Here is a 19,214-nt window from a genome sequence, read left to right as displayed (position 1 = left end):
CCTCAGGTAACGCAGTTTCATCGAACCCATCGTTCGCCTCCTTCATGCGATTGCCCGTCGTCTGATGGTGTCCACGATGCAGTCGTATTCCATCGGGTTGTTGTCCTTGATGAACTGCAGCGCCCTTTGGTGATAGACGCTACCGGCGTCGGCATAGGTGACGACCAGACGCCAGACGTCGATGTCGGTGTTGAACTTGCCGGCATCGTCCATCTTTTGGATCTGCCAGGGACCGTTCTCGCTGCCGAAGCATTCAAAGATGCTCCAGCCCTCGTCGATCGCCTGACCGTTGTCGAATGCCGACCCGATCATGCCGCCTCCTGAAGTCGCGGGATTTCGTGGCGGTAGAACTGCGGTTTCGGCGCCTCGTACCAGAAGGCGACACGCGGCGGCTCCTCGTAGACGGCGATCACGATCGGGTTGGCCTTGCGATACCAGCGCGCAGCCTTGCGCAGCGTACGTCCGCTCTCGCGGGCAGTGTCGATGATCAGGAGCCGGAATTTCTCGGGGCACAGCTGCCCGAACGGGATGAACGGGATGTGCAGCATGTGCGAGGTGTAGACCGCGGCGATTGCGCCAGACCGGCCCGGACCCGTGACAGCGCCGACGCTGTCCACGTTGTGCTCCTGCAACGCGATGCGCAGCTCGGAGGCAAACTCTTCTTCGCTGACGATGCGGACAGTTCTTCTGCTGGGCTCAGTCATGGTGCGGCTCCTGGTCGGCGTTGAGTTCGTTGACGAGAACACGTTCCGGAAAGTCGGGCGGCAGGCCGTACGCTTTCAGCGCCAGCTCGACGATCGGTTGAAATTCCTGGGGCACATGGCCTGGTGCTTCGCAGATCACGTTGATCAGGCGGCGCGACGCCTCGAAGGCGTGGAAGGCATCCTTGACTTGGGCATCGTCACCCAATCTTCGGGGCATGTTCGTCTCCATCGGCGGACCCGCCTCCCGAAGGAGACGGGCCGCTGTTGCGGGCTCAGTAGCGGACGTTCTTGTTCAGCGCCCAGTACGGGCCGTTGCCGTCCTTCGGGTCGAGGTACAGCGACTTGCGGCTGTCGCGGCGCATCTTCACGATGGTGCAGACGCGGACGCCGAAGCCCTGACGGTAGGCGTGGACGGTCTCACCGACTCGACGCATCCGGCTGGCGACGTACATCTCGGTCGGCGCTGCCTCGATGGCCGGCGCTGCGATTGCGGGCGCCTGCTCGTCGTCGTGCTCCTCCGCCTCGTCCTGCCCGTCGATGCCGTCGTGGACGCTGCCAGCACCAGCCACATCGGTGACGACCGGGGCGGGCTCCGCCGCCTTCGGCGCCTCGATGAGGACCGGGAAGATGCCGGCGATGTCCTTGACGTCCGTCTCGCCGCGGGCCGCGTCCTCGGAGAGGTACAGCTCCTCGTCGACGACCAGGTTGCGACCGTCACGACCGATGACGACGAACCGGGTGGCCGGGTAGATCAAGTCCTGCTCGACCTTGAAGTCGCCACAGGACGAGTTACCGTCCGTGTCGAACTGTGCCAGGCACTGCTCGCCGTCCTTCCAGAAGCTGATCGCGACGGGATAGAGGCTGCCCTTCAGGATCGTGACGATCTGGGAGCTGTCGTAGGGCTCCTTGTCGTCAGAGATGCTGTACTCGTCGTGGTCGACGACGACGAAGGGCTGGTTGAAGTCGATCAGCCCGATCGGGTACTGCGGGACGCTGGGTGGCGTCTCGGGTGCCGGCGGGATGATCTCGCCATTGAGCGGCGCTTCGGGAGCGAAAGCCGGAGTCTCGGCGATGACAGCCGTCTCGTTGACGACAGCCTGGGCGAGGACTTCGGTGGTCGCGATGGGAGCCTCAGCCAGCACGACGGGAGCGGGCTGCTCCTGCTGCACCAGCTGGTCGGCCACGTCGCGGTAGCGGAACGGGTCGTTTGCGGTCGGATCCATAGTTTCTCCTTCGGGGTTGCGTGCCGGGTTCGAAAACTCACCCCCGTCGTGAGGGCGGCGCGCTGATCAGAACGGGGGTGTTTGCATTCACTTGCATTCAAGCAAGCGGAAAGGCATGGCTATGCCGTGAGGTCGACCGATTGATCGAGACCAACAGCGCTGCGCCAGTCGGGATTGCCTGTCGTCAGGAAGCTGTCGATCGCCGCGAGCGCAGCGCCCGGCGTGATGTCGTCGTAGGCCACGTCGTCGAGGTCATCCATGGGCGGGAAGAACAGTGCCTTCAGCGCGCCGGACGATTGCTTGTTCACGTATTGGCCGGCTGTCGAAGCCGTTGTTGTGCGGTCGCGGTTCATTGCGTGCCACATCCAGCCACCGATGCAGCAACTGGTCCCGCACTCCGAGGAATGCTCGGGAAAGTTCATGTTGAACCCGTCCGGATGCTCGGCAGCGCCGGAGGGATCATGCTTGAATGTGCCGGTAGCGAAGAGTCCCCTGATCTCCAGGAGCGCTCTGTGCTCGGACGGGGTGATCTCCAGCGCCTGGGCTGAGAGGGTCGGCTTGTTCATCAAAACCTCCGTATGGGTGCGTCTCGAATAGGGGGCGTTTGCAGTAACCGCAAGAGTTAATTTGCACGAATGCAAAAATTCTGCTAAGTGATTGGGAATGCAGAAGACTGAGATTGTTTTTGGACTCCCATGGCTTCAAGAGAAGCGGGAACGCGCCATCTTTAAGGAACTCAGCTTCGCCTGCGTCTATGTGGTCGGCCCCTCCGGGGGTCGGCCGCTACGCATCAGCTGGGCCAAGCAGCTGAAGGACAAGCTCGCCGAGCTTCAACCCGGCTACTGGAGACCTTTGTCCGTTCATGATGTCCTCTGGACAGCGGGCGACATGCTCGCAGTCCGTGTTCTGAACGAAGCCACCGCGACCCTTGACAAGGCGAAGCGCAGGCTTACCGGCGACTGGTTTGACGTGACCCCAGAGTACGCTCAGCAAGTCCTGCGCCTCGCCGCGGAGAAGACCGGCACACCGACCTTCACCCACATCGAGATGCTCGACAAGGTGAAGGCGGAGCGCAAGCGTCGCAATGACCTCACGGTCAAGAGTGCTTGATCACCTCGGGCCGGTATGCAGCGTTCCGGCCTCGTCGTAGTGCCAGATGCACTCTCGGCCTTGCCAGCATTCCCAGCGCATCCACGGTGTGATGTCCCACTCTCCGAGCTTGAGAGTGGCTGTGATACCAGCAGCACGCGCTGCCGGCACCAGGGCATGAGCTGTGCTTCGCCGCAGCTCTCCCGTCGTTGGGTTCCTGAAGACGTATTCGTACTCGTTCATGGCTCAGCTGGCGTTGTTCGTCTGTGAGACCGAGACGACCTTCGGGATGAAGACCGACTTGATGATGGACACGGCCATGAAGAGGCCGACGCACTGCCAGAAGCCGGGCCTGAGATAGGGAGCCGGCAGCCAGTAGAAGAAGGTCTGCCCGATCTCGAACACGCTCCAGATCAGCCAGAAGGGCACTGCCATGCTGGCGGCGACCAGGACCGAGATCAGCCAGCCGATCACGGGGATTCCATTGATGTTCACTTCGTCGTTCTCCTCAGTTGCCGATTAGAAAGTCCATGAGACGATCTTTCACATCGTGATCGTCACACTGAATGGTGATCTCGGTGCCGCTGCACGACACTGTTGCTGCCAGCAGATCGGGATGGGGGAGGTGATCAGTGTCGACATGACGCTGACCACGGCTTTCTTTGATGCGGTCGATCTCCGCCTGCGCCTGCTTCAGCGCCTTGTTGCGACGGTCTTCCATCGCCGCCTTGAAGAAACGGCCCTTGCCGCTGTAGCTGACCCAGCACGGCGGATCGATCGTGTAGGCCAGCTCCTTTACGTCTTGCTCGTAGGGCATAGCAGCTCCTGCTCAGCTCGAACGACGCCGTCCGACGCCTCCTTCCAGATGCCGAAGCAGTACTGGCGGACGTTGGTGAGGGCCGGCATCAGCGCCAGCTTCTCGGGGATGTAGACCTTGGAGGCGAACCCACGATCGTTCTCGACGATGTCCCGAGTGTTGCTGATGGTGTCGGCGCACTTGATCATCTGTCCGCGCCAGGACGCACCGGCCAGGTACTGCCGATCGAGGCGTTTGCGGATCGGGCGGAGCCCGTGCTCAGGGCGGCTCACATCCGTCACCTCAAGCACCAGGTCGGCGACGCCAGCGCCAAACTCGTTGGCGATCATCCCATAGCGGACGTTCGTGTCTTCGAGCACGTCGTGGAGCCAGCCGGCGGCGACCACGTCAGCCGTTGCCGAGTAGCGCAGCAGGATCGTGGCCACCTCTTGCAGATGGTGCCAGTAGGGTTCGCCGGTATACTTGCGCTTCTGGTCGCCATGCGCCTTGATCGCGTATTCCCTGGCTCTTCCGATCAGGTCCATCTCCATGTCAGGCAGCCCTCTGGTTGTCGTTGACCGGCATCGAGATCTTAGAGAGGTCCACCGCCAAGACGTGGATGTCCTGCGTGATCTGCTCCTTCCAGCCGAAGCCGGAGACATCTCGGTGCATGTGGGGGAAAGTGCGCTGTCCGAGGACAACGGTCGTGAAGGGCAGTTTCGTGCCCGGCGGAACGCCGATGGCGAACATCAGATCCTCCTGAGTTTTTGCCGCTGCGTGGTGCTCAGTCCGAGCAGCAGGCAGGCCAGCTCGTGGCCTTCTGTGTCGCCCTGTTCGAGGGCGCTCTCGATGCAGAAGCGGACGTGCTTGTCGCGAACGTTGCCGTCTTCCATGACGAGGTGGAGCACACCCCAGGCCGGGTTGGCTTCGCGGTAGGCACGGAATTGATCGACGACTTCGGCGACGGAGAGGGTGTTGCTGGGCTTCATTTGCAATATCCTTGCACGAAAGCTAATTGCATTCAAGCAAAGATTATGGCACACCAGACCAGCGCCGAGATGCCGATCGCGGTCAGGATGGTCCTGGAACTGATGAACTCGGGCGCTGGAGCCTGGAGCATGCTGCTTTCCTTGTTGATGTTGGTGGATTGGATCAGGCGAAGCCTGCGGCCTGGCCCGACTTCATGAGGATGGCGACGAAGCCGAAGTCCCAGGATCGATCGTCATTGCGCTGGCGGGACGGCTTGACCCGGTAGCTGTCGGCGCGGTTCTCGCTGACCGCCTTCTGAGCGGCGGACTCGGCGGAGCGCGGAGAGATGTAGAGCTGCTTCTCCATCGCTCACTTCCTCTTCATGAAGCCGACGTTGAGCATCACAGCCCCGTACTTCTTGCAGAAGTAGCCGTCGCCCTTCTTGATCTCACCTAGCAATTCTTCGAGGTTATTGCGGACCTGCTGCGTGACGGACGGGATCAGCTTGGTCCGGTCGTACTCATTGCCCATGATCGCGAAGATAGCGTTCACCGTGGCAGGGCCGTACGTGTCGTAGTCGGCGCCCATCTGATCGGCCTTGAGCTGGCCGCTACCTTCGATGTACTCGAAGTCGGGACACTTCATGAGGACGGTGTAGCTGATCGTCGCCAGCGCCACGAAGTCGCTATTGACGTTGCTGGCTTCGGCAGGAGAAATGAAGGCAAGCGCCAGCGTTACCGCCGACGCAGCGAGTGCGTGCAGTTTCATAGTAGATCTTTCGATGTGGTGAGGTTGGGACGGTCTATCGACCGGTGGTCTCGCCTTTGCCGTCCAGGGCGAGCTGGAGCTTAGAGATCAGATCTCGCGCCTGGTCGGGCGTGAGAAACTCGGCATTCCGGTATCCACCGCGAGGACCTTTCGCGCTGAGCCGGATAACTTCTTCGGACTGCTTGTAGGAAGCCACGTCCGTCGTATCGAAGACGACGTGCTGGTGAGCCATCACTGCACCTCGCCGCAACCGTTGCAGATGTAGGCCTGCTGATCCTTGTGCCAGTCCCATTCGGACTCCATGCCGGCTTCTTGGCATGAGCAGCCGACGTCCTCGGCTTCGTAGATCGGATCGCCTTCCTCATCGTCTTGCGGGCCGATCAGCAGCTCCTGACGTCGGCGCTGCAGCTCGGCCAGCTCTTTATCGCTGATGCTCATGATCGAAACTCCATGGGGAAACGGGAGACTGACGTCGGACACGGACGAAAGCCGAAGGACGATGCACAAGGAACAATGAACGACAGCTCATAGGGCCGGTAACGATGGACAAAGCCCACACTGATGGGGGCCATAGGGTTATCCGGCTAACGAGGAGCGTTTGCTTGTGAAAGCTGTTGCCAATGCAGTCCGAGGACTACGGGGTGTGTCTTTCGTTCAGTCTCCCGCCCACCGCCTTAGAGGACGCCGAGCTGCCGGAGCAGCTGACTGTCCTCGTCGGCGATCTCGATCTGCACCGACGCATTCTTGCCGGTGCGGCTGTCTTCCAGCGTCTCCAGCAGACGCTTCCAGCCGGTGACGCTTTCGGATGCCTTGTCCCGCAGCTCGGGGAGCACGACCGACACGTTCACCGCGCGCTCCGGCCGACCGTAGCCGGCGGACTGGCCGGTCAGGGCCTGCTTGCTGTAGCTCAGCTCGGCCGTGAGCTGATCGATCTCCGGCGTCACGCCGGCCGACGCCAGCTTGCGGTACAGCGCGATCATGCGGGTGGCGTGCGCAGCCTCAGCGAGGTACTGCTCGACATCGCTCTCGATGTTCGCCTTGGCGATCTTGGTGCGGACAACCGCCAGGATCTCCGAGAGCTTCTGGTATTCCTCGACGCGCTTGATCAGCGCCTCGGCGCCGGGCTTGAGCGCCGCGGTCGGGTCGGTGAGGTTGGCGTCCACGAGGAGCGAGACCTGGACGGCGGTCGGCAGGTCGACCTTGGCGACCAGGGCTTCGAGTTCCTTGCGCAGCTTGAGCGCACGCTTCAACGAAATCTTCACGATTGTTCTCCTTTGCTGTCGGTGTTTGCATTCAAGCAAGCGACCTGTCAAGTTTTAACGAGGGGTAGGGAGGCCTTCCTCCCTGCGGACTTCGGCGTCCCTGATCTTCAGCAGCGCGATGTCCAGGCTGTCCCGCAGACTCCTTGCCTGGAGTGGCGTGAGTGGCTCAGCGCAGCGGGTGCCGCCGCGAGGCCCGCTGATGAACAGCATGACCACGTCATTCTCGCCGTCGTCGTAGGCGTGGCCTGCGCTGTAGGCGTTAACGAACTCACGCATCGTCGTCCTCCTCCTCTTCCTCTTCCTCGTCCTCTTCGAGGTCGGGATCGGGCAGGTTCTGGAGCTTTTCGATCAGCTCGCGGGAGGCCTTGGCGTCGTCCGGCCGGTCATTGTCGTCGTCGATGTCCTGCACGGTCGACAGGGCGCCGATGATGTGGTCGAGATTGTCCCGAAGCAGCTTCTCGATGCCCTTCAGGCGGTGAACTTCCGCGACGGCGATGTTGGTCACCAGCTCGGCACCGTCCTCGACGGCGATGTTGATGCCGAGCGCCTCGTTCACGTAGTCCATGTAGTCACAGGCGGATACGGTCATTGTTCCTCCCAGGATGCCATCCATCCGGAGATGAGGCCTATGGTCAGCGATAGCCAATGGCCCGCATAGATGAACAAGAAGAGGTTGACCCCGGCGATGTACAGGCTGGTTGATCGCCCGCTCATGGTGAAGCTGAAGATCAGGTAGCCGACCCAGATCAGGACGGCGTATATCCATTCGTAGTCGGTCATCATTTCTTCTCGGGGTTGGGAATTTCGGTGTCTCGGGTCATGTCGATGACGAACCCAAAGCCGGCTTTCCGTTTCGAATACAGCTCACCATCGACGATGAACCACTTCTCTGATTTGTCGGAGGCGCGGCGAGCGAGGACGCCAACCTTGCCCTTCGGCACCCAGCTCGCCCAGTCGCCCCAGGCAGCAGCACCCACGTAGTTGTTCTCGTTCTCCAGATCGAAGATCTGCTGATCGCGAACGATTGACATGCCCTTTTCGAGGATTGTGCCAGTGAAGCTCTCGTAGGCACTCGGGTGCCAGTTGCGGAGCGTCTCGATGGCAACCTCGCACTCAATCCGATCAGGCTTGCCTTCGGTCTTGATGATGCGCTGGAAGCCGATCGGATGAACCACGGCGGCCTTCGCCCAGTCGCAGTCCTCCTCGTACCAGCCGCCCTCGTTGCGCATGTATTTCGGCACGGCGGCGTTGCGCTCGCGGGACAGCTTGATGCCGCCATGCCCTGCCGTCGAGACCTGCCAGATGCCGGGCGCCAGCTCGCGTTTGTCCTGGATGGCGCCCCAGGGCGAGGTCTTGGGGCATTCGCTTCGTTCGTATGCGCTCATGGGATCACCAGATTAGTTTCGAAGTTCTCGTCATGGGCGGAGAGAACCTCCGTCCAATCGTCGATCACGCCGTTGATCGCATCGACCAGATGGGTCGGCACGTAGACGGTGCAGGGGTAGGTTTCGACCGCGTCGATGGTCTTGTGCATGAAGTCGATCGCCTCGAAGCGGACCTCGTGTGTGACGTCGTCGGGGTGGTCGACAAGCCACGCCGCCAAGTCAGACAGCTCTTCCTCACTGGCGGCAACGAGCCGGCCAGAGCGATGATTGTCAGGCATCGCTCTCGGCCTTGTTGTTCTCTTCCCATGCCAGATGGCGGTCCAGCTCGGCCGCCAGCTCGTATGTGTCGCGGTACTTGCCGCCGCGATAGCCCTTGCGGGGTATCATGTTCAGCGCCTGCGACACTTCACGCAGCAGCTCCAGGCGCGTCAGTTGCCGTTCTCGCATTGTGATGCTCACTTGAAGTCGATCAGCTCAAGCTCTTCGCCGAGGGACTTGATGAATGCGGCTGGCTCCTCGCCAACCTCGAAGGCGTTGCGGACGGAGTCGATATGGTCGTTGACCAGGCCGCGATACTTCCACTGCGACTCGGCCTGGCTCTCGCACTCGTCCTCGAACTTGCGCCAGCAGAACTCCTGCGCGACCAGCTGGGCAGCGCTGTGCGGATCGATCAGGCCCTTGCCCGTGTAGATGTAGTCGCCGCGGTACATCGAGACCTTGCCGTCCTTGTCGACAGCGTGCGACAGCATGCACGGGATCACCTCCCAGTCGTACGACCACCAGGAGAAGAACTCCTCGTCGTCTTTGGTGAGGAGGTCGTAGATCTCCAGGCACCACAGGCCGAGAACGATCGACTGCGAACGCATCTCGCCGGACCCGGTGTCCTCGCGCAGCTTGATCCAATCGACGCGGAGGGCGGCGTGGGAATTGGGGTTCTTCGCGGCCTCTTCCTCGAGTTTTTCGACGTCCTTCTCGTTGCCGAGCGTCCACTCGTTGAGGCATTCCCACACGCAGAGAGCAGCCTCGACCTGGACCGGCGTGAAGGTCTCAAACTTTTTCTTTGCCATCTTCGCCATCACTTCCGCTCCTCGATCTTCTGCTGAATTTCCTTGGCCACTCCGACCCAGGCCTCGCCATTGATCATGGCGCTGTCGACCTGGGCCGGATCGACTTCCGAGATTTTCTTCGACCACTTGTCGAGTGCATCGATCACGAACACCTGGGCGAGGGCGCCGTACCGGCTAAACTCCATCAGGTCGGTGACGAACTGGACGTTGGTCTTAGGCTTGGGCATTGGCCTGCTCCGGCGGTGTTTCGGTGAGGTCTGCATTACTGATCCAGATGAAGCGATAGATCTTGTCGTGATCGAACAGCGCTTTCGTCTTGCTCAGCAACTCGACGTCTCGCCAGTGAACGGCATAGCTATCGCCCCAGCCGGTGCGCTGCCGCTCCACGCGGGTGCCGCGCCTGACCGCCAGCTTGTGGATGTCCTGGTAGGTGATGACGAGGTCGCGGGCGACGTACTTCCATTGCGGTGGGATGATCTTGTCCATCACGAGAACTCGTAGTGCGCGATGGGGTAACCGTCCGCGTCAATCTCCATGCGGTCGCCGTACGCAACGCGCCCGTCATGCTTGGAGCGGATCATGTCGACGAAGTCAGTCAGCTCGTGATGGTGGCCGTATTCGTCGACGATGGGCTTGTCCTGCAAGAACTCCAACCACGCCTTGGCGCTGGTCAGTCCCTCTTCGCGATAGCCGCGAAACTGGAAGCGCCATCCAGCGCTGCTCTTACCGATGTGGACGACTTCTGAAGTTGTCTGTCCGCACGTCGGGCAGCAGGGCCGCGGCCGGTCGACGTAGTAGTTCGTTCCCATGTGCATTTGCCTTCAAGCAAGGCCCAAGGCGCACCTCGGGCGTGAATTGGGTTGGTGGGCTGGGCGTGCTTCACTGGCCTTAATGAGGGCCTCCACCGTGTCCAGCTGTCGCTACCACCATCGCGACCTCTCCGAGGTCCGGGCCTGAGTTTTGCCGAGAGCGCTCGGCTTCACTTCATGGGGACGGCATCCCCACTAGCCCGGCGCTACCCGGGCTCGTCTCTTCCGGAGCATTTAGCTCCGGTATCTTCACTTCGGGAAACCAGTGGGTCGGCGTCCAGTCGTACTCCTGGCAAACCGCCCAGTGAGAGATGCGCCAGCGCCATTCCGGCGGTGTATCTGGCGTGGCATAGACCACGGCAGTCCACTTGCCGTCCGTCGCCAGAATGCGTGTGTCATACGGCGCGGTCTCGATAGGCTCTTGGCGCATCTCTCACCTCGAATTGCACCAGCGGATTGGGTTTGCCCGCCGCTGGTCGGGCTGTGCGTCCGGTCGCTCGCGGCTTCACCGGTCCAAAGAAAAACTCAGTCACTCTCGTTCGGGTTAAACAGTGGGGGTCGCTTACTTCATGGCCTGTCTCCTCTGCACTTATGTGAGCGCGGTGGACCATCCGATTTGGCAGTTACCCGGCTCAACCGGGATTAGCTTGCTGTGTGTGGGGATGACCGCGCTCGCATAAGAGCAGGGGAATGGCCGGATAGCGCCGGCCTCTCCGGTCACTTCAGGGTCGCGACCCAGTTGCCGCCGCGATCAGCCAGCTCGTAGGCGTAGCGGAAGTGGTTGCAATTGATCGTGAAGCCGCGGGACATCACGAACGGAACGAGTGACGACACGCTGTCGCACCGCCAGCCGTTCGATCGAATAAGCGCGACAGCAGGATCGACGATCGAAAGCGGGAGGCTCTTGCTCATGATCGCGTCAGGCTCGATGGGAACGCTCTGAGCATATGCTCCCGGTGTCGAGAGGAGCAAAGCGACGATAATCGTGAGGGTTTTACGCATTAGTGTTCCACTATTGAATGATGGCCGGATAGCGCCGGCCTCGCCACTGCGTTTGGGTCGCAGCAACCAAATACGCCGCCCATTTCTCCGGGCTCGCGAACTTCACAGTCATGTCATGGGTGGCTATCCTGGCCAGGCGCGGACCATGGGCGCCTATAGCTAAGCCGTTTGATGAGTGGCCCTGCGGCTTTCCCCTGCCTTCGTGTGCAGACCGCTTTACTGCACACCGGGGACCTCGCTACCAGTTGATGTCAGACGAGAGGATGTCTCGCGTGGCAGTCTTCCAGTGATGAGATACCTGACCGCTTTCGATCGCGATCAGGCGCGCCTCCTTGCGGGTGACGAAGCGACCCGTGGAGGTGAGGAAGCCGTCGACGTCGCCCTCCTTGCTGATTCGCGGATCGGGATCGCTCGGGTCGAGAGATTGACGGAGCTGGTAGTGCGAGCGGAAGCCGCTCTTTACCTCGCCATCGCGTTTAATGGCTGTTTCGGTCAGTCGTTCGGTCATGGTCATCCTTCCTCGGACCAGCGATTGGTCCGCCAGTGGAGGTCGCTCTCGCACCACAGGCGATCGCTGACTCGGACTCCTTCCAGCATCCGTTCGTGTGCTGTGGTTGGCGGATTGAGATCCTCGCCGCAGTCGGCGCAGACGTCGTTCCCATCATTCCAGTGGTTCGATGGGCACTTCATCGCGGCTGCACCGACTTGATGCCGAGCAGGCGCAAGGCACGCTTCACCCGACGCGGATCATGGGCCATCTGGCCGCGATGCTTGAGCACCTTGCCCTCGCGGGAGACGATGATGTCGGCAAACTGCACCGCTTGGGTCGGCAGCTGCTCCAGTTTCTTGACGACGATCAGCATGTCTTCTCCAATCCTCGCAGTTCGACTTCGAGCGGGTGGTAGTCCTCGAACCGCGCTCCTGCCCAACCATTGCGGGACATGTCGGACAGGGCGCGGATGATCTCCAGGCGGCGCCGCCTGCGCTGACGCTCGGTCATCACAGTCGCCAGTGATTGATGCGAGCGCGCTGTTCCTCGCGGTTGTCGTTGCTCGGCGACGTCTCGGTGTAGTCGAGCGGATCGATGCAGCCGATGAAGGCCGGATCGACATCGACCTGCATGTTCCCCATCGGGAGCGAGCAGGGCAGTCTGCATGCGGCGTTGTAGGCCGCATCAGTCTTGGCGGTGAGCACGGTCATGCTGCGTCCTTGTCGACGAGTGTGAGTTGATCCTCGGTGCGGAGCCACTTCACGCGGTCTCCGTCACGGACGATGTATTCGCCCTGGCTCATGCCGACGATCTGGCCGACGAACGCAGCCTTCTCGCGGTATCTGGCAGAGCGGACCCAGTCCTTGTCCTTGAACTTAGGCACGGCCGATCTCGCCCCACGGCAGCTCCAGGGCGCGGACCATGTGCGCCGACGTGAAGGCGACGAAGGTGTCGAACTCCATGCAACGGGCAGCGGTCGCGCGGTTGACGACGTAGTGCCGGCCGCCATCGTCCTTGAACTCGAAGGCATCCATGCCCAGCTCGCAGAACGTCCGCGTCGTCCTGGCCGCACGGTGCTGGCTCTCGATGATGGCCGGATCGGTCTGGAACGGATCGGCCGGGTGGAATGGAAGTGACGACAGCATCAGCGCCTCCCGACATGCAGGGTGGTGGTTTCAGGGGTGAGGAACGCGCGGATGCCGTTCGTCAGCTCGGTGTCATCAGCGCCGTTGGCAATCAGCTTCTCGGCGTGGGCATAGACTCGCGGGATCGAGGTCATGGGGATCAGGATGCCGTTCACGGCACGCTGGATGCGTGCAGCGTCGATGTCCTTCTGCTTCTTGGTGCGCTTCATCGGCGGCGCTTCCTTTCGCGGTTGTCGAGTTTGTGCTCGCAGGCGAGCATGTGCATGATGCTGGCGCCGAGTTCGCTCGCGGCGTCGGCATAGTTGAGGTCCGTCTTGACATCGTGCCCGTAAGCGACGGTGAAGCGGTCGATCCCCTGCTGAAACAGCTGGATCGGGTACGGACCGTTCTCGTGCTCGAAGCAGAGCTTCATCATCGCGGCGGCACCCGGGTCAGGCCGAGTTCCTCGCGGGACTTCGCGAGATCGATAGCTTTGTCGAAGACGGCAAGGATGCCTTCGTGCGCCGGCTTGCCGCCGACGCTGCTGCCATCGCCGTCATTGATGCTGACGTAGCTGTCTTCGCCGGTCAGGTACTGGGCGGCCCGACGCATGATCCGCGTCGCATCCCAGTAGTTCGGCCCCCTGTTCAGGGAGCCGTCAGCCTCGGCGGTGACACCGGCCGCCAGAGCGATCGCGCCATCTGCACAGAAGCAGACGGCGGACTCGGAGGTGATCATGACCGCGTTTCCGGACCGGTCCCGGGCATGGGCACCTTGCGTCCAGTTGGTCGGGTCAGCGATCTTCGCTCTGGCGGCGGCGAGCAGCTCGGAAATCTTCGTCATGGTTCAGGCTTCCACGGATTGCCAGCCGGCCGGCACGCGGCGTGCCTTAACCTGCTCGATGGCCTTGGGGTTGAGCTTGTGGACAGCGGAGACGCTGTTCAGCGAGATGGCGAGGCCGGCGTAGTTCCAGCTCCGGTCCTCGGTCCAGTTGTGATGCTCGTCGTGAACCTTCTGCAGGCTCTTGAGCAGAGGCAGATGTTCGGCGAACCACGACGGCAGACCTGCGAAGTAGACCAGCAGGTTCTCGATGCCCGAGCCGCCGCCCTTGTAGGTGCTGCCGAGCTGGGTGAGGTCATCCATCGCCGGGCTGTATTTGTCATCCGGGATGAAGTGGCCGGCGATGCATTCGCGGCCGGTCTCGTTGTTGCGGTACAGGCAGGCGTCGCCATAGGACCGCATCCTGGTCGACGGACCGTCCGTCGTGGCGAAGTAGACGCAGGCCTGATCGAAGATTTCCTGCGCGGTCGGGGTGTGATCGAAGACGTGCGGCATTGTTATCTCCACATGGCGAAAGCGGCACGGCAGGCGCCGGCCTCGTTGAAGCTGCGAGCGGCGGCGCGGGCGATGCGGAGGGACCGCATGCAGACCTGCTCGATGATGCCGTCGCGGCGGACCACGATCAGCGTTGGGATGGGGCGGGGAACTGAGCGGAGCTTCACAGGCATGCGATCAGCTCCTCGCCGTAGTAGCGCTTGGCCTTCTCGACGAAGCGGGGCTTGGCTTTGCCGCCTGCGATTTCGATCGCGGTCAGCTGGGCGGCGAGCCAGCTCTCGGCCGGCAGTGCCTTGTGGAGCGGATCGGCGCGGAACAGGCGCTCGATGATGGGTCCGATCTCGGCAGCGGTTTTCACGGCTGCACCTCGGGGACCGGCCGGACCAGGAACAGGACGCGGCACATCATGCGGTAGCAGCGGCGCATGGCATGCGGATCGTGCGAGGAGCGCCAGCGACGGCTGAGGCGTTGGTGCAGTTCCGCGATCTGGTCGGCGGAGAGGAAGGACAGGGTTCGCATGATCAGTTCCTCGGTAGCGCGGTGGTGACATCGAGCACGATGTCGGGCTTCGCGAGGTGGCGGTCGAAGGTCAGCTGCTTGCGACCGAGGCGGAAGGTGTCGGTGTGGAAGGTCATCAGCACGAAGCCACGGTCCTTCAGCTCCTGTCTCTCGACGGGGTCGAACCACGCCTGAAACTGAGCGAGCGAGGCGAAGCCGCACTGCTGGCCGTTGACGCTGCCGATGTCGTCTTCGATCGGCGGCGGGTGGCCGGGATCGCAATGGCGAAATCCCAGATCGCCGATGCTGTTGGGGCCAATGTAGGGGCCTCCACCTTCGGGGTGCTCAACTCTGTAGACCAGCATGGTCCGCTCCGTTTGCGTTTGCGCTGTTTGCATTCAAGCAAGGCAAAAAGCAAGCGCAATCTGCCTTGGACGTAATTTTGCGGGATCACCCCTTCACGCGGACGGCGTACTCGTCCTTCGTGTACCCCTTGACGTAGATCACGCGCAGCATCTCGTTCATGATCCTGCGGACTGACTTCGGGTCTGCGCCGTCAATGGTCTCGTGAATGTCGACGACCACGTTGTTCTCCCAAACGACCAGGCGCACGTTGCCTCCCGGCATGGGGAGCAGTTTCAGCGTCAGTTCCTCGGGCGGATCTTCGGCGGACATCGGGGCTAACCTCTTGATTTTCATTTGCATTTGTGCTATAGAGATGCAAATGGAATTGCTGTCTCCGAGCGCTCTCGCGAGCGTTCTCGCCGCCTTCAGCGCCCTCTTATTCGGGGCGCACATGGTACAGGCGTACCGCGGGAATTAGGGTCGGGGAAATTCCAGAATAATTCCCGATTTAGGGGCCGCCGGGGTATTTTCCGGACCCCGATTTCGAATTTCGAAGGCCGCCTCCAGCTCCTCGATCGTGGCCGTGATCACCGCCTCGGACACACTCCGAGAGAAGAGGACACAGAAGGCCTCGGCCAGGATCGCCGCCTGCTTGGCGGACTTGCCGGTCCGGTCTTGAAGGCTCGTATAGAGCACACGAAGCCGGTCCCGAGCATTCCCGGGCCGCATGCCCAGAGTGGCACGAAAGCCTATAAATCCAGACATCAGACGAACTCCTCCATTCGCGGGCCGCCGGCTAAGCAGACCACGCAGATTAAGATCCCATAGGGGGCGCATAGAGAGGGGGAGAAGAGACTGGCCAGTGGTTGAGCCTGATCTGTGTCAGGGCACTGCAAGCCAGCCTTACGCACACTGAGGGCGCATACAGGCCCAACGAACGCACTAACGAGGCCGAAACAGAGGAAAGTTGGTCGAATCGAAACCACGCTTCCCATAAAAGGCATCAATTAAAATCGCCAAATCAGCCCCTCCGAGCACTAGATCTAGTGCTCTAGAGGCCAAAAGTGTCCCCAAACAGGGGGTCTAGACCCCAAAAACGGGGGTACAGCCACTATATGTGGTAATTGGCCTATCTAAGCAGGCGCTCCAGCGTGGCGATTTGGGGTTCGAGGCCGGACTGGGAGGCTTTGCCGCCCATGTGCCAGCCGGCCCATGCAAATGCGCAAAGGAAAATGCAAGCGACGGGGACGGGGATGACGAGCGCGTTCAATCTTCTCACGGGGGTTACTCCATTTACTGGGGGTCAGGATCGCCAGCCGGGTTGGGGGCAGAGACCCGGCGCTCTGTGGTTCAGAGATAGATGGCCTTGCCGTCCTTGGAGACGGTGCGGGCGCCCTGATAGGGCGTGGTCATCCAGAACTGGGCGTCGAGGGGCGCGGTATGGCGCATGCGGGAGCCGGTGATGACCGCGTCCTCGAGATCGTCCGTGTAGTAGGCGCTCGGCTCGGCATCGCGGTAGCTCAGCTCGGCGAACGCGACGCGGTAGTCGCCAGCTTGCGTGCGGCCGATCCGCATTCCGGACAGGGTGAGGCGTTGACGAGCCTCGGTGAGGGTCATCATGGGACGGACTCCAGGCGTTGGTTGGGAGGTGGACGGGAGGGTGAGGGGCTACGCGCGCTTCTTCGGGGGCACGAAGCGGGCGTCTTGGGTGGCGACCAGCATGGCGCCGGTGATGTGGGTGCGGTTCTTGGCGACCGTGCCAGCCCACCACGAGCCGATGTGGTTCTTGGGCGGAGGGATGACGACCGGTGCGAAGCCATCCGGGTTCTTCTTGCGGATGAGCGGACGCGGGGCGGGCGCAGCTGGGGCGGGGGTGCCGTAGCGAAGCCGGGCGCGGGCGATCTCGACCGTGTTGCGGGTGGCGACGACCTCGCCCGTGACGCAGTCGACAAGCCGGGCGTTGGCGGGTGATGCCGCGAGCATGAGGAGGGTGGCGTGGCTCAGGGTGTATTCGAGCCGGGTACGGCGCTTGCCGACCGTGGGCGTGACCCAGCTGCCGCGTGGGCAGGTTTGCAGATAGACCTTGCGGGGTGCAGTCATGGCAGACTCCTTGCGTGAGGCGGGAAGGCCGGCTTGCGGCACTCGCGTTTCAGGCAAAGAAAACCCCGCCCAAGGGCGCACCTCGGGCGGGGGTAGAGTCGGGGGAGGATGGAGGGGTTAGGCGGCCTGCTTCTGCTCGGCAGCCGGAGCATCGGCCGGAGCGGTGGCGGGGGCGACGGTGGTCGGCTCGGCATCCGGGCGCAGGTTGACGAGGCCCGCGATCAGCGCGGTGTGGTCGCGGCCGGTCTCCTTGGCATCCTTCTCCAGAGCCTTGACCCAGCGATCGAACGACTTGCCGATCTCCATCGGGACGTAGGCAGCCTCCGGCTTGAACTTCCAGAAGGGCGTACCCATGGCCTTGGCGATCTGGGTAGGACGTTCGCCCGCGTAGCGGATGGCGCCCTTGTCGTCGAACGCGACCGGACCGTGGGCTTCGAACCACGCACGGATGGCGTTGGTGCGGACCATGTCACCGACCGACTCGAGGAGCGTAGTCACGAGTCGCACATCCTTGTGCTTGCCGACATGGGCGAGGACAGAGCAGGCGAGGAGATGAGTCTCAGCTTGCGCGCTGGCCATGGTCGTCTTGAGCGTGGCCAGACGCTTGGTGATATTGCCCGCGCCTTCCACAAGCTTGAGAGTGGCGGAGGTTTGGGGCTTGGTTGCAATGGTCTTGGAAGACATAGTTCGACTCCTGTTTGACAATGTGGGTTGATAGGGGTCACGCCTATCGGGAAACGGTCCCGATTGAACCGCTTGCCGATAGGCAGACTCCGGGCGCCGTTTGAAGCGACGCCCGGAGAGAGTGCGGTGATTGTGTTTTGTTACCCGGGGGAACCGGCCTAACTAGTTCCGTTCATGTCCGGCAAAGCGAAAACCGACGCTGCAAATTCAATTGCGCGTTTGATCGGTCCGCCGCGATGCTAACTCATGAAAGGCTATGGAAAGCCGGGACTAACCCGGGGACGATACGCAACCCCAAAGCATGCCATTGCGGATAGGGGTTATTCGGAAATGTCGTATCGTCCGGAGACTAGCCAAATCGAAAGAGGCCCAACTAACCTTGCCGCTTGCGCGACTACGTTCCGGTTAGCGGCGCCGCTTATCCCGTCACATTCGGGTTTAGTACGGCGCGCCGTTACTGGCATTACTGGCCATGCATTGAAAATCGTGCAATTGCCGGACTCGGTCCGGAACGACTCTAGCGTCTCAATTGCACCATTTCCGCATAGGTACAGGGTTTTCGACTTAACTACCTTTAGTACACTAGGACTCCGTCGCGAGGGGTTGAGTCCCTCCGGCGGCTAGTGGCGTTACCCGTGCTTCCCGTCAGGGGGAAGCTTTCTAGACCGAAACTTGCGCCACATATTGCCAATTGAATGGCTGCAAATCGCCTTGTCGCGGTCCGGTTTCGATCCCGGGGTTAGAGGCTTTAGGCAAGAGGCCTAACGCCATTCCACCGCGCAAGCACACTTAACGGTTTCCCTCGCTTGGCTATCGGAAAGCATGCCATGCATGAACGGCTATTCGCCTCTTTCCATCGGTCCGGTTTGTCACCGTCCCTCGCTTCGCTACCGGTCAGGGTTTCCCCCAAAGGCTTTCGGCCCTAGTCCCGTGCTTTGCTATGTCCGCTTGGTTTCGGTCCGGGTTTGCTGCCATGTTGCCAAGCTTTGCAGCCATCCAACATGAAACGGAAACGCGGTCCGGAAACCGTCAAAGGAAAGGGAAAGCCCCTCCGCCTTTGGCGTCTCGAAACTCCGTTGTTTCGATGGATTGACAATAGCGAATGAAATCAGAGTTGCAAACGAGAAAAAAAGTCCAATGATTTCAACGGTTTAGCGAAGTGGAAAATCCGAAATCATCGATTTTCGGAGATCGATCGATCATGAAAAGCTCAATAAATTCAATTGGTTAGCATCAATGCAAATGCCGAGTCGTCAATCCCTCGGATTGAGCCTCTAGAGTATTCGAAAAACCCTGATTTTCATTAGACTTTCGTCTAGTCCCGAGCCCTTTTGCGAGGAGAAAAATATTTCAAAGTTTCGAGCTTTGGGGGAAGATTTTTTTATTGACATAGCCCCCTCGGTTGGCCGTCCCACTCATACTTTCGACCCCTAAAAGGCCATTTTCCCCGCAGTGGCAGGGACTTGCCCGAACGTACCCGTCGTGACCGAGAAACAGGGGCTGTGTGCGTTAGAACTGGCGGCCCGCGACTGGCGTACCCTGGACTGGCAGGCCGCTCCTGGGG

46 protein-coding genes are annotated in these 19,214 nt (G+C 61.4%); 1 reads left to right on the top strand and 45 read right to left on the bottom strand.

Translation table 11 applies throughout. From position 1 onward, the window contains the following. Positions 1 to 42: 42 nt before the first annotated feature. The 5 genes from ACNJX8_RS30990 to ACNJX8_RS30970 all read right to left on the bottom strand — a co-directional run bounded on the left by ACNJX8_RS30990 (position 43) and on the right by ACNJX8_RS30970 (position 2,493). Complete coding sequence (locus ACNJX8_RS30990; RefSeq protein ID WP_439357911.1) at positions 43 to 312, bottom strand: hypothetical protein; 270 nt, start codon at positions 310 to 312, stop codon at positions 43 to 45. Further along, positions 309 to 704 carry a hypothetical protein gene (locus ACNJX8_RS30985; protein WP_439357910.1) on the bottom strand — a complete coding sequence of 132 codons (396 nt, stop codon included), beginning with the start codon at positions 702 to 704 and terminating at the stop codon, positions 309 to 311. Before ACNJX8_RS30985 ends, ACNJX8_RS30990 begins: the two co-directional genes overlap by 4 nt. Continuing rightward, the gene (locus ACNJX8_RS30980) at positions 697 to 933 is read right to left on the bottom strand and encodes a hypothetical protein (protein ID WP_439357909.1); all 237 of its coding nucleotides are present in this window, start codon (positions 931 to 933) and stop codon (positions 697 to 699) included. The genes ACNJX8_RS30985 and ACNJX8_RS30980 overlap by 8 nt, the downstream gene beginning before the upstream one ends. A 43-nt stretch (positions 934 to 976) precedes the next feature. Next, positions 977 to 1,927 carry a hypothetical protein gene (locus ACNJX8_RS30975; RefSeq protein WP_439357908.1) on the bottom strand — a complete coding sequence of 317 codons (951 nt, stop codon included), beginning with the start codon at positions 1,925 to 1,927 and terminating at the stop codon, positions 977 to 979. Between the two features lie 119 nt (positions 1,928 to 2,046). Then, positions 2,047 to 2,493 (bottom strand): hypothetical protein, encoded by a 447-nt coding sequence (locus ACNJX8_RS30970; protein WP_439357907.1) that lies wholly within the window; start codon positions 2,491 to 2,493, stop codon positions 2,047 to 2,049. 97 nt (positions 2,494 to 2,590) lie between these two features. Between ACNJX8_RS30970 and ACNJX8_RS30965 the strand changes: the two genes are divergently transcribed. Then, positions 2,591 to 3,037 (top strand): hypothetical protein, encoded by a 447-nt coding sequence (locus tag ACNJX8_RS30965; RefSeq protein WP_439357906.1) that lies wholly within the window; start codon positions 2,591 to 2,593, stop codon positions 3,035 to 3,037. A gap of 225 nt (positions 3,038 to 3,262) precedes the next feature. Here the strand turns inward: ACNJX8_RS30965 and ACNJX8_RS30960 are convergent, their stop codons facing one another. From ACNJX8_RS30960 to ACNJX8_RS30765, 40 genes are all read right to left on the bottom strand, one after another. Then, entirely contained in the window at positions 3,263 to 3,511 is a 249-nt protein-coding gene (locus tag ACNJX8_RS30960; protein WP_439357905.1) for a hypothetical protein, read from the bottom strand. 13 nt (positions 3,512 to 3,524) lie between these two features. Next, positions 3,525 to 3,833 (bottom strand): hypothetical protein, encoded by a 309-nt coding sequence (locus tag ACNJX8_RS30955; protein WP_439357904.1) that lies wholly within the window; start codon positions 3,831 to 3,833, stop codon positions 3,525 to 3,527. Further along, the gene (locus ACNJX8_RS30950; RefSeq protein WP_439357903.1) at positions 3,812 to 4,363 is read right to left on the bottom strand and encodes an HD domain-containing protein; all 552 of its coding nucleotides are present in this window, start codon (positions 4,361 to 4,363) and stop codon (positions 3,812 to 3,814) included. Before ACNJX8_RS30950 ends, ACNJX8_RS30955 begins: the two co-directional genes overlap by 22 nt. Before the next feature lies 1 nt (position 4,364). After that, the gene (locus tag ACNJX8_RS30945; protein ID WP_439357902.1) at positions 4,365 to 4,562 is read right to left on the bottom strand and encodes a hypothetical protein; all 198 of its coding nucleotides are present in this window, start codon (positions 4,560 to 4,562) and stop codon (positions 4,365 to 4,367) included. Then, positions 4,562 to 4,801: a hypothetical protein gene (locus ACNJX8_RS30940; protein ID WP_439357901.1), complete on the bottom strand. Its 240-nt coding sequence runs from the start codon at positions 4,799 to 4,801 to the stop codon at positions 4,562 to 4,564. Before ACNJX8_RS30940 ends, ACNJX8_RS30945 begins: the two co-directional genes overlap by 1 nt. Positions 4,802 to 4,964: 163 nt before the next feature. After that, positions 4,965 to 5,147 (bottom strand): hypothetical protein, encoded by a 183-nt coding sequence (locus tag ACNJX8_RS30935; protein ID WP_439357900.1) that lies wholly within the window; start codon positions 5,145 to 5,147, stop codon positions 4,965 to 4,967. 3 nt (positions 5,148 to 5,150) lie between these two features. After that, positions 5,151 to 5,549, bottom strand: coding sequence for a hypothetical protein (locus ACNJX8_RS30930; RefSeq protein ID WP_439357899.1), 399 nt, complete (start codon positions 5,547 to 5,549; stop codon positions 5,151 to 5,153). A 34-nt stretch (positions 5,550 to 5,583) separates the two neighbouring features. Beyond that, positions 5,584 to 5,781, bottom strand: coding sequence for a hypothetical protein (locus ACNJX8_RS30925; RefSeq protein WP_439357898.1), 198 nt, complete (start codon positions 5,779 to 5,781; stop codon positions 5,584 to 5,586). Beyond that, complete coding sequence (locus ACNJX8_RS30920) at positions 5,781 to 5,987, bottom strand: hypothetical protein (RefSeq protein ID WP_439357897.1); 207 nt, start codon at positions 5,985 to 5,987, stop codon at positions 5,781 to 5,783. Before ACNJX8_RS30920 ends, ACNJX8_RS30925 begins: the two co-directional genes overlap by 1 nt. A gap of 236 nt (positions 5,988 to 6,223) precedes the next feature. Beyond that, positions 6,224 to 6,811: a hypothetical protein gene (locus ACNJX8_RS30915; protein ID WP_439357896.1), complete on the bottom strand. Its 588-nt coding sequence runs from the start codon at positions 6,809 to 6,811 to the stop codon at positions 6,224 to 6,226. 54 nt (positions 6,812 to 6,865) lie between these two features. Further along, positions 6,866 to 7,087: a hypothetical protein gene (locus ACNJX8_RS30910; protein ID WP_439357895.1), complete on the bottom strand. Its 222-nt coding sequence runs from the start codon at positions 7,085 to 7,087 to the stop codon at positions 6,866 to 6,868. Continuing rightward, positions 7,080 to 7,400, bottom strand: coding sequence for a hypothetical protein (locus ACNJX8_RS30905; protein WP_439357894.1), 321 nt, complete (start codon positions 7,398 to 7,400; stop codon positions 7,080 to 7,082). Before ACNJX8_RS30905 ends, ACNJX8_RS30910 begins: the two co-directional genes overlap by 8 nt. Continuing rightward, on the bottom strand, positions 7,397 to 7,591 hold the full coding sequence (locus tag ACNJX8_RS30900; RefSeq protein WP_439357893.1) for a hypothetical protein: 195 nt from the start codon (positions 7,589 to 7,591) through the stop codon (positions 7,397 to 7,399). The genes ACNJX8_RS30905 and ACNJX8_RS30900 overlap by 4 nt, the downstream gene beginning before the upstream one ends. After that, a complete protein-coding gene (locus ACNJX8_RS30895; RefSeq protein ID WP_439357892.1) occupies positions 7,591 to 8,196 on the bottom strand; it encodes a DUF7007 domain-containing protein in 606 nt (201 codons plus the stop codon). The genes ACNJX8_RS30900 and ACNJX8_RS30895 overlap by 1 nt, the downstream gene beginning before the upstream one ends. Further along, a complete protein-coding gene (locus ACNJX8_RS30890; RefSeq protein ID WP_439357891.1) occupies positions 8,193 to 8,414 on the bottom strand; it encodes a hypothetical protein in 222 nt (73 codons plus the stop codon). Before ACNJX8_RS30890 ends, ACNJX8_RS30895 begins: the two co-directional genes overlap by 4 nt. A gap of 52 nt (positions 8,415 to 8,466) precedes the next feature. Further along, positions 8,467 to 8,643: a hypothetical protein gene (locus tag ACNJX8_RS30885; RefSeq protein WP_439357890.1), complete on the bottom strand. Its 177-nt coding sequence runs from the start codon at positions 8,641 to 8,643 to the stop codon at positions 8,467 to 8,469. Positions 8,644 to 8,651: 8 nt separating this feature from the next. Continuing rightward, positions 8,652 to 9,272 carry a hypothetical protein gene (locus tag ACNJX8_RS30880; RefSeq protein WP_439357889.1) on the bottom strand — a complete coding sequence of 207 codons (621 nt, stop codon included), beginning with the start codon at positions 9,270 to 9,272 and terminating at the stop codon, positions 8,652 to 8,654. Beyond that, positions 9,272 to 9,490 (bottom strand): hypothetical protein, encoded by a 219-nt coding sequence (locus ACNJX8_RS30875; RefSeq protein ID WP_439357888.1) that lies wholly within the window; start codon positions 9,488 to 9,490, stop codon positions 9,272 to 9,274. Before ACNJX8_RS30875 ends, ACNJX8_RS30880 begins: the two co-directional genes overlap by 1 nt. Beyond that, on the bottom strand, positions 9,477 to 9,749 hold the full coding sequence (locus ACNJX8_RS30870; protein WP_439357887.1) for a hypothetical protein: 273 nt from the start codon (positions 9,747 to 9,749) through the stop codon (positions 9,477 to 9,479). Before ACNJX8_RS30870 ends, ACNJX8_RS30875 begins: the two co-directional genes overlap by 14 nt. Continuing rightward, positions 9,749 to 10,072 carry a hypothetical protein gene (locus ACNJX8_RS30865; RefSeq protein WP_439357886.1) on the bottom strand — a complete coding sequence of 108 codons (324 nt, stop codon included), beginning with the start codon at positions 10,070 to 10,072 and terminating at the stop codon, positions 9,749 to 9,751. Before ACNJX8_RS30865 ends, ACNJX8_RS30870 begins: the two co-directional genes overlap by 1 nt. Before the next feature lie 717 nt (positions 10,073 to 10,789). After that, positions 10,790 to 10,984 (bottom strand): hypothetical protein, encoded by a 195-nt coding sequence (locus ACNJX8_RS30860; protein ID WP_439357885.1) that lies wholly within the window; start codon positions 10,982 to 10,984, stop codon positions 10,790 to 10,792. A 328-nt stretch (positions 10,985 to 11,312) separates the two neighbouring features. Further along, the gene (locus ACNJX8_RS30855) at positions 11,313 to 11,582 is read right to left on the bottom strand and encodes a hypothetical protein (RefSeq protein WP_439357884.1); all 270 of its coding nucleotides are present in this window, start codon (positions 11,580 to 11,582) and stop codon (positions 11,313 to 11,315) included. 178 nt (positions 11,583 to 11,760) lie between these two features. Next, the gene (locus ACNJX8_RS30850) at positions 11,761 to 11,937 is read right to left on the bottom strand and encodes a hypothetical protein (RefSeq protein WP_439357883.1); all 177 of its coding nucleotides are present in this window, start codon (positions 11,935 to 11,937) and stop codon (positions 11,761 to 11,763) included. Further along, positions 11,931 to 12,074 carry a hypothetical protein gene (locus ACNJX8_RS30845; protein ID WP_439357882.1) on the bottom strand — a complete coding sequence of 48 codons (144 nt, stop codon included), beginning with the start codon at positions 12,072 to 12,074 and terminating at the stop codon, positions 11,931 to 11,933. Before ACNJX8_RS30845 ends, ACNJX8_RS30850 begins: the two co-directional genes overlap by 7 nt. Then, positions 12,074 to 12,274 (bottom strand): hypothetical protein, encoded by a 201-nt coding sequence (locus tag ACNJX8_RS30840; protein WP_439357881.1) that lies wholly within the window; start codon positions 12,272 to 12,274, stop codon positions 12,074 to 12,076. The genes ACNJX8_RS30845 and ACNJX8_RS30840 overlap by 1 nt, the downstream gene beginning before the upstream one ends. After that, positions 12,271 to 12,447 carry a hypothetical protein gene (locus ACNJX8_RS30835; RefSeq protein WP_439357880.1) on the bottom strand — a complete coding sequence of 59 codons (177 nt, stop codon included), beginning with the start codon at positions 12,445 to 12,447 and terminating at the stop codon, positions 12,271 to 12,273. Before ACNJX8_RS30835 ends, ACNJX8_RS30840 begins: the two co-directional genes overlap by 4 nt. Further along, on the bottom strand, positions 12,440 to 12,709 hold the full coding sequence (locus ACNJX8_RS30830; protein ID WP_439357879.1) for a hypothetical protein: 270 nt from the start codon (positions 12,707 to 12,709) through the stop codon (positions 12,440 to 12,442). The genes ACNJX8_RS30835 and ACNJX8_RS30830 overlap by 8 nt, the downstream gene beginning before the upstream one ends. Next, a complete protein-coding gene (locus ACNJX8_RS30825) occupies positions 12,709 to 12,918 on the bottom strand; it encodes a hypothetical protein (protein WP_439357878.1) in 210 nt (69 codons plus the stop codon). The genes ACNJX8_RS30830 and ACNJX8_RS30825 overlap by 1 nt, the downstream gene beginning before the upstream one ends. Then, the gene (locus ACNJX8_RS30820) at positions 12,915 to 13,124 is read right to left on the bottom strand and encodes a hypothetical protein (protein ID WP_439357877.1); all 210 of its coding nucleotides are present in this window, start codon (positions 13,122 to 13,124) and stop codon (positions 12,915 to 12,917) included. Before ACNJX8_RS30820 ends, ACNJX8_RS30825 begins: the two co-directional genes overlap by 4 nt. After that, on the bottom strand, positions 13,121 to 13,531 hold the full coding sequence (locus tag ACNJX8_RS30815) for a DUF6197 family protein (RefSeq protein WP_439357876.1): 411 nt from the start codon (positions 13,529 to 13,531) through the stop codon (positions 13,121 to 13,123). The genes ACNJX8_RS30820 and ACNJX8_RS30815 overlap by 4 nt, the downstream gene beginning before the upstream one ends. Before the next feature lie 3 nt (positions 13,532 to 13,534). Further along, positions 13,535 to 14,023 (bottom strand): hypothetical protein, encoded by a 489-nt coding sequence (locus tag ACNJX8_RS30810; protein WP_439357875.1) that lies wholly within the window; start codon positions 14,021 to 14,023, stop codon positions 13,535 to 13,537. Positions 14,024 to 14,025: 2 nt separating this feature from the next. Then, positions 14,026 to 14,196, bottom strand: coding sequence for a hypothetical protein (locus ACNJX8_RS30805; RefSeq protein WP_439357874.1), 171 nt, complete (start codon positions 14,194 to 14,196; stop codon positions 14,026 to 14,028). After that, positions 14,187 to 14,381 carry a hypothetical protein gene (locus tag ACNJX8_RS30800; RefSeq protein ID WP_439357873.1) on the bottom strand — a complete coding sequence of 65 codons (195 nt, stop codon included), beginning with the start codon at positions 14,379 to 14,381 and terminating at the stop codon, positions 14,187 to 14,189. The genes ACNJX8_RS30805 and ACNJX8_RS30800 overlap by 10 nt, the downstream gene beginning before the upstream one ends. Further along, positions 14,378 to 14,542 carry a hypothetical protein gene (locus tag ACNJX8_RS30795; protein ID WP_439357872.1) on the bottom strand — a complete coding sequence of 55 codons (165 nt, stop codon included), beginning with the start codon at positions 14,540 to 14,542 and terminating at the stop codon, positions 14,378 to 14,380. The genes ACNJX8_RS30800 and ACNJX8_RS30795 overlap by 4 nt, the downstream gene beginning before the upstream one ends. Before the next feature lie 2 nt (positions 14,543 to 14,544). Further along, positions 14,545 to 14,886 (bottom strand): hypothetical protein, encoded by a 342-nt coding sequence (locus ACNJX8_RS30790; RefSeq protein WP_439357871.1) that lies wholly within the window; start codon positions 14,884 to 14,886, stop codon positions 14,545 to 14,547. A gap of 85 nt (positions 14,887 to 14,971) precedes the next feature. Then, positions 14,972 to 15,196, bottom strand: a complete 225-nt coding sequence (locus tag ACNJX8_RS30785) for a hypothetical protein (protein ID WP_439357870.1) — start codon at positions 15,194 to 15,196, stop codon at positions 14,972 to 14,974. 144 nt (positions 15,197 to 15,340) lie between these two features. Then, entirely contained in the window at positions 15,341 to 15,631 is a 291-nt protein-coding gene (locus tag ACNJX8_RS30780; protein WP_439357869.1) for a hypothetical protein, read from the bottom strand. A 585-nt stretch (positions 15,632 to 16,216) separates the two neighbouring features. Further along, on the bottom strand, positions 16,217 to 16,486 hold the full coding sequence (locus ACNJX8_RS30775; protein ID WP_439357868.1) for a hypothetical protein: 270 nt from the start codon (positions 16,484 to 16,486) through the stop codon (positions 16,217 to 16,219). Positions 16,487 to 16,534: 48 nt separating this feature from the next. Further along, positions 16,535 to 16,966 carry a hypothetical protein gene (locus ACNJX8_RS30770; protein WP_439357867.1) on the bottom strand — a complete coding sequence of 144 codons (432 nt, stop codon included), beginning with the start codon at positions 16,964 to 16,966 and terminating at the stop codon, positions 16,535 to 16,537. Positions 16,967 to 17,083: 117 nt separating this feature from the next. After that, positions 17,084 to 17,650, bottom strand: coding sequence for a hypothetical protein (locus ACNJX8_RS30765; protein WP_439357865.1), 567 nt, complete (start codon positions 17,648 to 17,650; stop codon positions 17,084 to 17,086). Positions 17,651 to 19,214: the final 1,564 nt, after the last annotated feature.

The organism is Bradyrhizobium sp. SPXBL-04, from assembly GCF_051853035.1.
Lineage (GTDB): Bacteria > Pseudomonadota > Alphaproteobacteria > Rhizobiales > Xanthobacteraceae > Bradyrhizobium > Bradyrhizobium zhanjiangense.
This window is presented reverse-complemented; position numbering and strand designations above follow the sequence as displayed.